7 protein-coding genes are annotated in these 11,919 nt (G+C 42.0%); 2 read left to right on the top strand and 5 right to left on the bottom strand.

The window, feature by feature from the left end:
* Positions 1–64: 64 nt before the first annotated feature.
* The gene (locus tag FPZ43_RS18205; RefSeq protein ID WP_186461891.1) at positions 65–508 is read right to left on the bottom strand and encodes a hypothetical protein; all 444 of its coding nucleotides are present in this window, start codon (positions 506–508) and stop codon (positions 65–67) included.
* Positions 465–836 (bottom strand): DUF4238 domain-containing protein, encoded by a 372-nt coding sequence (locus tag FPZ43_RS18200; RefSeq protein WP_146383352.1) that lies wholly within the window; start codon positions 834–836, stop codon positions 465–467. The genes FPZ43_RS18205 and FPZ43_RS18200 overlap by 44 nt, the downstream gene beginning before the upstream one ends.
* A gap of 1,356 nt (positions 837–2,192) precedes the next feature.
* On the opposite strand from FPZ43_RS18200, the gene FPZ43_RS18195 reads away from it, so the two are divergent.
* Both FPZ43_RS18195 and FPZ43_RS18190 read left to right on the top strand, forming a co-directional pair.
* Positions 2,193–4,196 (top strand): sialate O-acetylesterase, encoded by a 2,004-nt coding sequence (locus FPZ43_RS18195; protein ID WP_146383351.1) that lies wholly within the window; start codon positions 2,193–2,195, stop codon positions 4,194–4,196.
* 106 nt (positions 4,197–4,302) lie between these two features.
* Positions 4,303–6,927: a glycoside hydrolase family 2 protein gene (locus FPZ43_RS18190; protein ID WP_146383350.1), complete on the top strand. Its 2,625-nt coding sequence runs from the start codon at positions 4,303–4,305 to the stop codon at positions 6,925–6,927.
* Positions 6,928–7,087: 160 nt separating this feature from the next.
* Here FPZ43_RS18190 and FPZ43_RS18185 read toward each other — a convergent pair whose 3' ends face one another.
* The 3 genes from FPZ43_RS18185 to FPZ43_RS18175 form a co-directional block, all read right to left on the bottom strand.
* Positions 7,088–8,116 carry a LacI family DNA-binding transcriptional regulator gene (locus FPZ43_RS18185; protein WP_146383349.1) on the bottom strand — a complete coding sequence of 343 codons (1,029 nt, stop codon included), beginning with the start codon at positions 8,114–8,116 and terminating at the stop codon, positions 7,088–7,090.
* 82 nt (positions 8,117–8,198) lie between these two features.
* Complete coding sequence (gene fucP / locus FPZ43_RS18180; RefSeq protein WP_146383348.1) at positions 8,199–9,431, bottom strand: L-fucose:H+ symporter permease; 1,233 nt, start codon at positions 9,429–9,431, stop codon at positions 8,199–8,201.
* 133 nt (positions 9,432–9,564) lie between these two features.
* Positions 9,565–11,853, bottom strand: a complete 2,289-nt coding sequence (locus tag FPZ43_RS18175; protein ID WP_146383347.1) for a GH92 family glycosyl hydrolase — start codon at positions 11,851–11,853, stop codon at positions 9,565–9,567.
* Between the last annotated feature and the right edge of the window lie 66 nt (positions 11,854–11,919).

Genomic DNA, 11,919 nt, shown 5'->3' with positions numbered 1-11,919 from the left:
AACCGTACAAAAACATCCGCTCTCAGGAGCCTATCTGTACAACAACTTTACTCTCTTTCAAACCCTAACTCAAAGGGGTCACTTTAGATTGGCGAAGAGGGGTCAACATCAGTGGTATATCCATTTGATCGCCATTCAAGAGAAAATCCTGTATTTCATTTCGGTCGATTCGACTTGAATATACCAGTGTTAAATCTTTATTCACGGGAAATACGAAATCTTCAAAAAACTCATCGCTATTAATTGTAGCCTCAATAAAGGGGCAATCACTGATAAGCGCATCAAAGGGCGTAGAGATTATGAAACTGTGCGCTAAGAGTTTTTTAAAATCATCTTTGAAACGAAATGGTTGCACAGCCAACAGCAACCTTTTCAACTCTTGATGCATGTCTGATGTAAAGAATGCTTCGAAGTTAAGATCGATACGTTCATTGTGATCGTTCTTTAATCCTAAACCCAGGTCGTCAACAGAAAAAAAATGCTTTGGCATTTTTAAATGACTCGTCATATTGCGGCACGCGCCACTTTGAAATATAAGCGAACAGAAGTATCAGTTTAAAATTATCATTCGTAACGTGGTTTTTATCAGAGATTTGGGTAAGCGCACTTGAGAATATTGCGTCATAACTAGCATATACTTGTTCGATCACATCATCTTCGATACCTTCGAGATTAGGGAATGTGTTTCTGTCCTTCTCAACAAAGAGATTTACCGGATTGCCGGGGTAATACTTGTCGTCCACTTTATCATAAACTGTTATTTCACCATCAGCGTTTAGAAACCCTTTAGTTAAGAACTCAGGGACGAAATGGTGTCGGTGTGATTTGGGGCGCATTTTATATACTTTGGTTTAGCATCAGCTAAGCTATCAATTTTATTTATCACACGCATGACAAGTCTGGTCAATCTGTTTTTTTGGGCGTTCCCCGGTTCCTGCCGGACCTCGAACCTTAGATTCAAGATTTCAATATAATATCCATTTAACTTAATTAAGCCGAACTTAACACTAAAACCAACTTTAAAAATTTATTTTGCAAGCCTTCTGATAAGATATTGATTATAAATGCACTGGATCTTTGAGTTTGACATACCTCATTATTACAATTTTTATTTCGCTTCATGCATACGTGTAATGCAAATTCATTTGCTTAACAATTAATAAATTGGTAAATTGCATCATTAGATTGATATAAGTATATATGATTTGAGCGGGTCTTTAAAGAGACCACTTTATCAAAATCTTACATATTACTGCGTGAGGGGCGATAAATAGTCTAGTTACATTTCCCTCCCTTTCAATTTGATGTTCGTTGTTAGTGATTTGTGTCACTTTATTCCTTCAAGTTAATGCATGAAGTAAGCTTTTCGCGGTTCAATACGAAGAAATGCTCATGGAAATAAGTCAAGGATTGTGATCTATATCGAATAAATGTGTATCTTTAGTTATGAAAAGAGGTAGTTACCTAAGTGAACACCTGCTTTGATTTGTTTCGATTAATGCATTGACAATAAAGAATTTACAAGCATAGGTTATCGTCCTGCCATAACTAATGATTGCTTCCCTCTAAACTTTATATTTTATTCATTGAGTATCTGTCAATTTCTTTTATTACTATAAAGCAATCTACTTGCTAATTAAGATGATATGATCATGGTAATGAACAGATTAATTAAAAAGGTTCGAGCCTAGGGGGGCGCACAAAGTACTCCTTCAGGAGACATCTAAACCCCTTAAATCAGCGATTTAAGGGGTTTTTTCATCAATTATCCTCTTTCCAAACCCAAAGAAAGCCAAACTTCTGAGCACCTAACTTAGCATCTGAGATTCGTTTTTACCTTAGGTCTTCAAAAATTATATTACACGCTGATAAATAATCCATTACATGGATTAAAAAATACGAAATAGAAAAAGCTGTGAATAACTATTGAACGCCTGAAAGCGAAGCTGAAACAGGATGTAACTAATTCATTGTTTATTGAAAATGTTATTGTATGAAAACATTGGTCTTTCCGCATGTGTACAGAAATTATATCATCGCTGTTTACGCATTCCCTCTTTCTTAATAATTCTTCTAATTTTCGCTGATATCCTCAATTTATTGATAATTCATACTTCAAATCTAGAAATTGCTAAATCGTTTTACTATATTGCGCTAATATTTACTTCTTAATCCAATCACTAACTTTAAATATGAGCACTTCGTTCAAGCTTTATACTTTTTATACATCAGCGCTGCTTTTACTTTCTTTGTACTGTCAGCCGGTATCAGCTAAAGTTGTCCCTGCGGCATGTTTTACCGATAACATGGTATTGCAGCAAAAGGCGAAAGTAAGCCTATGGGGAACTGCAAAGCCCGGCGGTCAGGTTATCATCACCCCTGGTTGGACCAAGCAAAAGTACCAGACTAAGGTGGCTGCAGATGGCAAATGGATGGCTAAAGTAGCTACGCCTGCTTATGGTGGGCCTTACCATGTTTCATTTGATGACGGAGAAAAACTCACGCTATCAAACATACTTATAGGTGATGTTTGGCTTTGCTCGGGCCAATCCAATATGGAAATGGCTGTAGGCAGCGGTGCATATGGCGTTGTTAATGCAGACAAGGAAATTGCAGATGCGGCGAAGTATAGCGCCATCCGGATGATTAAGATCGATAACACATCCAGCTTCAAGCCGCAACTGGATGTGCCGGTAAAATGGCCCTGGAAAGTATGCAACTCTGAAACTGTAAAAGATTTCTCGGCAGTAGCTTACTTTTTTGCTAAGAAGATTTATGACGAAAAACATATTCCTATTGGCTTAATAAGCGATAACTGGGGCGGAACCGTGGCAGAGGCATGGACAAGCGGCACATCGCTTAAGAAGATGCCCGCGTTTGCAGATTTTGTAAAATCTACGGAGAATGGACTAACCCAAGCAGGTATTGATGAGCAGTACAAAACCGAGGTGCGCAAGTGGATAAACCGTAGCAGGAGTAACGACCCCGGCTTTAACGATACAATTGCCAACTGGGCACAGTTAGCTTTTGACGATGCCACCTGGCCTAAGATGCAATTACCAAACTTTTGGGAACAAGCAGGCGTAGCCAACTACGATGGCACCATGTGGTTACGAAAAACTGTTGATTTACCGGCCGATTGGGCGGGGAAGGAAATTAAGCTGAACATGCAGGGCATTGATGATTATGATTTAAGTTTTTTTAACGGGCAAGAGGTAGGTCATACGGAGCAGTTTTATTATCCGCGTAATTATAGCATTCCGGGTAAATTGGTTAAGGCCGGGAAAAATATAATATCAGTGCGTGTATTTGATAATAGCGGATTAGGTGGCATTAATAAGGGCCCGCTTACATTACAACTGGCTGCAGATCCATCGAAATCGATTGATCTTGGAGGAGAGTGGACTTATAAACAGGCCTTGCCGCTTCCAAAATTAGAGCAGCCGCCCGTTCATGCTAATACACCAAACCGGCCTACGCTTATTTACAATGCCATGATTGCCCCCATCCTGCCTTTTAATATTAAAGGCGTTATATGGTACCAGGGCGAAAGCAATGCCGACCGAGCCGAGGAATACAAAACGTTGTTTCCGCTGTTGATAAACGACTGGCGTGCAAAATTTAATAATCCCGACATGCCTTTTTACTTTGTGCAGATTGCCAATTACAATTGTAACGACCAGCCGCCCGTTGCCAACTGGCCCGAACTAAGGGGTGCACAAACAGATGCCTTAAAACTCCCGTACACCGGCATGGCGGTAACCATTGATATTGGTGAAGCCGGTAACATACACCCGCGCAATAAACAAGATGTTGGTTTAAGGTTGGCTCTTATTGCACTTGCTAAAAACTACAATCAACCTGCTGAGTTTAGCGGCCCAATGCTTTCTTCACAAAAGATAGTTGGCAATAAGGTGGAGTTACGTTTTGCCCACTCACAGGGGGGACTAATTAACCGTAACTCAAGTGATGTAAAAGGCTTTTTCATAGCCGGAAAAGATAAAAAGTTTTATCCTGCCATGGCAACCGTTAAAGGCCAAAACGTAACGGTAAGTAGTCTGGCTGTGGCTAACCCTGTTTCAGTAAGGTACAATTGGCAAAACACGCCCGAAGGCGCACTATATAATAAAGACGGCTTACCGGCAGTGCCATTCAAAATCGATAATTGGGACGACATAAGGTTGGACAAAAAATAGTTTCGTCCAGCTATAGCACCAAGACCAACTTTCTTCACATAAAGGCGACTTAAACCAACCGCCTTTAAACTAAATCGATTTATAACAACTCGCTTACAACATTCTAATGAAATTCGCCAAGCCTTTCCTCATATCCATAACTTGCCTTTTAGCTATAAACTGCACTATTGCACAATCAATCTCAAAGTTAAACTGGATGGTGTTTCCGCAGCAAGGGGTTAAACAGTCTGCTTTAAAAATTTCTAAGCCGGGTTTTGTTGCACCCAATGCGATTAACGCTGTAGTGCCCGGCACGGTGTTTTATTCATACGTACTGGCGGGCAAGGAAAAAAATCCAGACTATGCCGATAATATCTACCAGGTTGATAAAGCCAAATACAATCAGCCTTATTGGTATCGTACCGAGTTTACTACAAGTGCCCTATCTGCAGGTAAAAGGATATGGTTGAACTTTAACGGTGTACACAAAATGGCAGATGTTTATTTTAACGGTAAGCACTTAGGCACTATAAAGGGGATTGTTGAACGTGGCAGATACGATGTTACCAATTTACTTAATGGCAATGAGCCAAATGCAATAGCGATACTTGTTATTCCGCCAAACCCGGCATTTGGCCTGGCAAACAGGCAAGCGCCAACATATTTAAGCAGCGGCAGCTGGGACTGGATGCCTGCGGTTCCCGGTTTAAACAGCGGCATAACCGACACTGTAGCCGTAACGGCCACCGGCCCTGTAGCCGTGCAAGATCCATGGGTTAAAACCAACCTGGTATCTAAGAAACTTGCCGAGCTAAACATAGCTGCAAACTTGATTAATACCACAAATAACAACGTAACAGGTAATGCACGAGTAGTTATACAACCTGGCAACATTGTGTTGACCGGCCCACAAATAAGCATTGCTGCCAACAGCGCCAAAGCAATAAACTTCGCGAAAGAAAACTATAAGCAATTAGCAATTAACAACCCTAAACTTTGGTGGCCCAACGGCTATGGCGAGCAAAACCTTTACAGTTGTAAGGTGAGTTTTGTGAGTAATAAAACCACGTCGGATGTTGCGGTGCGCAGCTTTGGTATCCGCAAGGTTACGGCTGATACAACCGCTCTTAATGGACCTATGCGTTTGTATATAAATGATGTGCCGGTACTTGTAAAGGGAGGTAATTGGGGCATGAGCGATTATATGCTTAAAGTGCGCGGTAAAGACTATGAACCGCGCATTCGTTTCCATAAAGAAATGAACTTTAACATGATCAGGAACTGGACGGGCGAGGTAACCGACGAAGCATTTTATCAATATTGCGACAAGTACGGCATTATGGTTTGGGATGATTTTTGGCTCAACAACTTCGGCCCTATCGATAGCCTCGATAATTTTAGAGTAAATGCTATTGAAAAGGTTAAAAAGTTTCGTCACCACCCCTCTGTAGTGATTTGGTGCGGCGCTAATGAAGGTTTGCCCGGCGGCGATACAACAGGTGCGCTTAGCATGGCAATTAAAAATGCCATTAGCGAAAATGATGGTGCCGATAAACTATATATTCCGCGCTCAAACGCAGGCCCTACCAATCCAAATTTTTCTATTTACGGTGGTAGCCGCATGTTATCCGGGAGTGGAATATGGGGCAACGTCGACCCGAAAACATACTTTACTGATCCGCATAATGGTTACCTGTTCTCGCAAAACTCATACGGAATGCGTAGTGAGCTCGGTACGGCTACTTTTGTAAATATTGAGAGCTTTAAAAAATTTATGCCTAAAGCGTATTGGGTAGCGCCAACTGCCAAAGCTGTCGAAAGTAAAACAAACATGTGGGCCAGGCACTACTTTAGCACTGAGGGCGAGCTTGGCGGTGGTTCTCAACCGGCGAAATATATCGAGTTTATTAATAAAAGTTATGGCGAAGCAACATCATTAGCCGATTTTTGCAAGAAAGCACAAATGCAAAACGCGGAAACAATGAAAGCCATGTTTGAGGCCTGGAACGACCACATGTGGAAGGATGCCAGCGGCATGCTTATATGGATGAGCCAATCAGCCTACCCTACCATGATTTGGCAAACGTACGATTATTACTATGATCTTACGGGCGCTTACTTTGGCGCCAAATCTGCCTGCGAGCCTGTCCACATTCAATGGAATGCCGCAACAAATGCTGTAAAGATCATCAACAACAAAACGGAACAACTAAATAACTTAACAGCTACTGCCGAGGTTTACGGAACTGACGGCAAACTTCTTAAAGCATACTCGAAAACAGTACAGCTTAATGCCGATGCGAATGCTGCAACCCAGGCTTTCACAGCTTTTGCAGGGACAGATACAACAGCATTGCCGGCGGTATATTTTTTGAGGCTGAAACTTAAGGATAGCAAACAAAGTCTCCTTTCCGAAAACTTTTACTGGCTCGGTAAAACCTACCTCGATTACAAAGCATTAAACAACATGCTTAAAGCAGATATAACTGTAAGTACGCCGAAAATAAACTTCGCTAAAAACGCATTAAACAAGTTAATTACTTACCAGGTAACTAATAAGTCGGCCAATACTGCGGCTTTTGGCATTAGGGTACAGCTACTTGACAATGCCGGGAAACAAATACTGCCGGCGATATTAAGCGATGGCTATTTTTCGTTGATGCAGGGCGAGTCTAAATACATTACGCTTGAAGTTGATCCAATACTGCTTAAAAAAGGCTATAAACTGGAAGCAAAGGCTTACAACAATTAGTGCTTTGCTAATTTTCAGATAAGCTACGAAATACAATGTCATTGCGAGCGGTAGCGTGGCAATCTCGTCGCAAGCGTATCAACGCGACGAGATTACCACGTCGCTACGCTCCTCGTAATGACAACATCTAAAGAGGCTCATGCTTCGACGTATACCAGTTTTACACCGCCTTAACTACCTGCTTAGATGAATTGCGGATATTAAGATTAGTAGATAATGTAATCTTCTGCATGGTTTGGGCATTCCCGTTATCAAGCTTTTTTAAAAGCAAAGTGATGATATTGTCTGCAATAGTTTCTATAGGTTGCGCTATTGCGGTCACGGGCGGCGAATGCAGTTTAAATACGTCGTAATCGTCAAATGATACAACGGCAATATCATCAGGCACTTTAAGGCCCAACTGGTTTATTACCTTTAAGCCACATGTACCCATGTGGTCGGTACCAAAAAGCACGGCATCAATAGTAGGATTTTTTTTGAGATAGGCATGTATCGGCTCAATAATGAGCTCTTCATTCCGATTGAAGTCAACTTCTTTTATAAAGGTTTTTAACTTGGCCTCCTTCATTGCATTTTTATAACCGGTTACCCTATCCATCATTTGGCTTTGTTGCGATGAGAATGTAATGAAAGCAATTTTGCTATAACCCTGCTCTATTAAATGCCGGGTTGCATTGTAAGTACTAAACTGATTATCAACCACAACATAATCCGTTTCAACTTCGGGCAGGTAACGGTCAAACAATACCACCGGCGATCCGCTTTTTAACAACGATCGCACATCATCATCTATATTGCTCGGCGGCGCCATAATGTATCCATCTACATGCCTGTCCCGAAACATGGTTATCAGATCCTGTGTTTTACCGGTATCGTTATCGGTGCTGCAATAAATAATCCGATATCCTTTTTCATAAGCACGGTCTTCAATAAGGCGGGCAATGCTGGCAAAAAATGGGTTCGAAATATCCTCAACCATCAAACCTATAATGTTTGATTTACCGGTACGTAAACTTTTGGCTAACGAGTTTGGTTTGTAACCAACTTCCTTTACAAGTTTAAGTACACGTTCAACAAGTTCCTCGCTTATTCTTTTCTCTTGCGCGCGGCCGTTAAGTATAAATGATACAGTGGTTTTTGAGATATTAAGAGTATTTGCAATATCAACTATGGATATTTTTTTAGTCATACTAAACCGATTTAATGCAACGCAAGGTAATCTTAATTTTCAAGTTTTAAAACTGTAAGATGTAAGGCAAAAAGCAGGTCTGCTAAGCCTTACTTCTCAGCCGCTTGTAGTTGTAGGCAAATACAAAAATTACGGCATAACAAACTATTGGCAACAGGTATGAAAGTGCCACATTTTTGTTTGCTATAAGCCCCATCAGCGGCGGGAAGAAGGCGCCACCCACTACCCCCATCACAATAAATGATGCGCCTTGCTGGGTGTGCTGGCCTAAATTTTTAAGGCCCAAGCTAAATATGGTTGGGAACATAATACTGAAAAAGAAATTGATCATGATGAGTGCGCCGAACGATACCCATCCCAAAGCTTGCGACACAACAACGCACATTATAATATTGCAAGCGGCAAATATGGCCAGTAGCCTGGCAGGCGCAATGTATCTCATTAAAAAGGTGCCCGTAAAGCGGCCAATCATCATTAAAAATATACTGAATGCAAAGTAATTTGCCGCCATTGCATCGCTTAAATGCAATACTTCGTGCCCGTAATTTATAAAATACGCCCACGTACCGCCTTGGGCAGCAACATTAAAAAACTGCGCAACAATTGCAAATACAAAGTGCCTGTTATGGAACAGCTTTGTACCTGCCTTGGGCACCTCGGCTGTGGAATAACCGTCTACCGTAGACACATGAGGATCTGTTAATTGGGGCACTTTAATCAAGCTGAATAGAACCCCAATAATGGATATTACTATTCCTATGGCTACATAAAGTTGTTTTACAGATACAAGGTCGTTAGTATGGCCGGCTTCGGCCCTAAGAATAAAAAAGCTACCTAACAAAGGGCCTATTATACCTCCAACACCGTTGAAAGCCTGGGCAAAGTTTAAGCGCTGATCGCTTGTGCGCTGGTCGCCAAGTGATGCCACAAAAGGGTGAGCCACGGTTTCAAGTGTGGCCAATCCGCAAGCCAGTACAAAAAGTGCGAGCCTGAAATATCCGAAAGACTGTGCATTAGCTGCGGGAGCAAACAAGAAAGCACCGCAGGCATACAGCAGCAAGCCAAGCTGAACGCCACGTTTGTAGCCAAAGCGTTTCATAAACAACCCTGCCGGTATACCCATTACGCCATATGCACCAAATATAGATAGCTGTACCAGGCCCGAGCTTGATTTAGAGATGTGCAATACATTTTGGAAATGCTTGTTCAGCACATCGCCCATGGTCATGGCCACGCCCCACAATAGAAAAAGCAGCGTTACAAATGCTAATACAATATAATATTGCAGCTCGGTAAACTTTGGCTGGCTATGCATTACGGTAAATTAATTGGTGTACAATTATACTGTAAAAACCCGTTACGCATTGCATATAATAAAAAAGTAACCTTAAACCGGTTACTTTTAATTGTTGTTTTGTGGGGATTGTATAAAATAATATGCAGGCTAATTACCTTGTAATTGTTGATACCGAAAACGGCTTATCAGCATTGGCAAGGCCACGACTGTACGCAGGTTTACTGCCCATTTTAAATTTAAGTATGCCGCCGTTTGTAATGCTGTAATGGCTTAACCAGTTACGTGTATATGGTTTGCCATTTAAACTTGCCGACTGTATGTAGATATTATCCTTGCTGTTATTTTCCGCTTCGATGACAAACTTTTTACCGTTCTCGAGGGTAAGAGTGACTTTTTTGAATGTAGGGCTGCCAATAACGTACTGATCTGTACCGGGGCAAACGCTGTATATCCCCATAGCGCTCAACACATACCATGACGACATCTGGCCTTGATCTTCATCACCGGGGTAACCGTTTTCTGTAGCATTGTATAACTTATCAGTTACCTTACGTGCGTAGTACTGGCTTTTCCATGGCTGGCCCGCATAGTTGTACAGGTATATCATGTGCTGTATGGGTTGGTTGCCGTGTGCATACTGCCCCATTTTGATAAGCTCCATCTCTGTCATTTCGTGAATCACACTGCCGTAACCGCCTACCTTAATGGTTGATGGCTGCGAAAAAACCGAATCAATTTTTGCCGTAAAGTTTTTGTTGCCACCCATCAGGTTTATTAATCCCTGGATGTCATGAAAAACAGACCATTGCCAATGCCATGCATTACCCTCGGTGTAAGGACCGCCCCACTCCAATGGGTCAAATGGTGTTACCCACTTACCGTTTTCGTCTTTTGCACGCATAAAACGTGTGCTGGGATCATAAAGTGTTTTGTAGTTGTACATGTTTTTACCAAAAGAGGCCATGTACTCCTTGTTACCAACAGATTTAGCCAATTGGTAACCGCAAAAATCATCATATGCATACTCAAGCGATTGTGCTGTTGCGCCCAAGGCTCTTTGCGAATAGGGTACGTAACCTTTTTCATTGTATTCCTTTGCACCGCCACGGCCGTTTGCACCACCCCATGGGCCTTTCTCATTAGCCTCATGGTAGTATGCTTTAAGCGCCCGCTGCGGATCAAACGTGCGGATGCCTTTAACCCAAGCATCTGTTAACAATGATATCGCATGATTACCTATCATACCCCCTGTTTCTGAAGGGAACGACCATGAAGGCAACCAACCGCATTGCTCCTGGGCGGCAAGCAGGGCCTGCATATACTGCCCCTGCATCTTAGGATGCAAAATGGTATTCAGCGGAAATTGCGCACGGAAGGTATCCCAAAAGCCATTGTCGGTATACATGTAACCATCATGAACCTTTCCATCATAAGGGCTAAAGTAATATGGTTTGCCTTCTTTGTTCAGCTCAAAAAAACGGTGCGAGAACAGGTTGGCCCGGTACAGGCAAGAGTAAAAAGTAGCTTTTTGCGCTTCGGTGCCGCCTTCAACAAGTACCCGGTTAAATAAATCGTTCCATATTTTGGTTGAAGCAGCTTTGGTATCATCAAATGTTTTAAAACCGCCCAATTCTGTAGCTAATGTTAAGTTAGCTTGCTCGGGGCTGATGTATGATGAAGCCACTTTGGCCGTAACCACCGTGCCGGGCGCAAACTCCAGGTAAGCGCCCTTGCCATCTCCCTCATCCGCGTTATTGCCGGCCTTTATTTCACCCTTTTTGTTCTCCCAGGTGCCGTAAGTTTTAAATGGCTTATCAAGTATAATTTCAAAATAGTTTTTAAAGTTATTCGGTGCCCAGCGGCAATTATTAACCCAACCGGTTATTTTATGGTTTGCAACGTCAATTTTTATTTGACTTTGCTTGGTGTAACCATCAAGCACCAGGTAAGCGGTACCGTTTGTAGGGAAACTGAACCGCAGGTGCGCACCACGTGCGGTTGTGGTCATTTCTGTTTTAATACCGTTATCAAGTTTAACGCTGTAATAATTGGGTTGGGCAACTTCATTTTTGTGCGAAAAGGATGCGGCGCGGTCGTCGTCCATAACCACAAGTTTACCTGTAACAGGCATTAATGAAAACACGGCGTAATCATTTACCCATGAGCTGCATTGATGAGATTGTTGAAAGCCCCGTATTTTATTCTCAAAATACTGATACTTCCAGCCATCGCCATTCTTGCCGGTTTGCGGTGTCCAGGTATTCATGGCAAAAGGCACGCTGGTTGCAGGATAAGTATTACCATATGAAAGCTCGAACTTACTGTTTGTACCCTGTAAAGTATTTGCATAATGCACCAGATTTTGTTGCTGTGCAGTTGCGGCATTGGCAATAAGTGTAAAACTTAAGGCTATTTTGGAAATCAATTTTGTTTTATACACAGGTTGTTATTGGTTGGATGTTTAACTGAAGTTTGGTTGTTTAGCAAAATACCCGGAACGTTGCCG

The sequence above is a fragment of the Mucilaginibacter pallidiroseus genome (genome assembly GCF_007846085.1).
Taxonomy (GTDB): Bacteria; Bacteroidota; Bacteroidia; order Sphingobacteriales; family Sphingobacteriaceae; genus Mucilaginibacter; species Mucilaginibacter pallidiroseus.
Note: the sequence above shows the minus strand (reverse complement) of the source record. Positions and strands in the feature narration are given on the sequence as shown.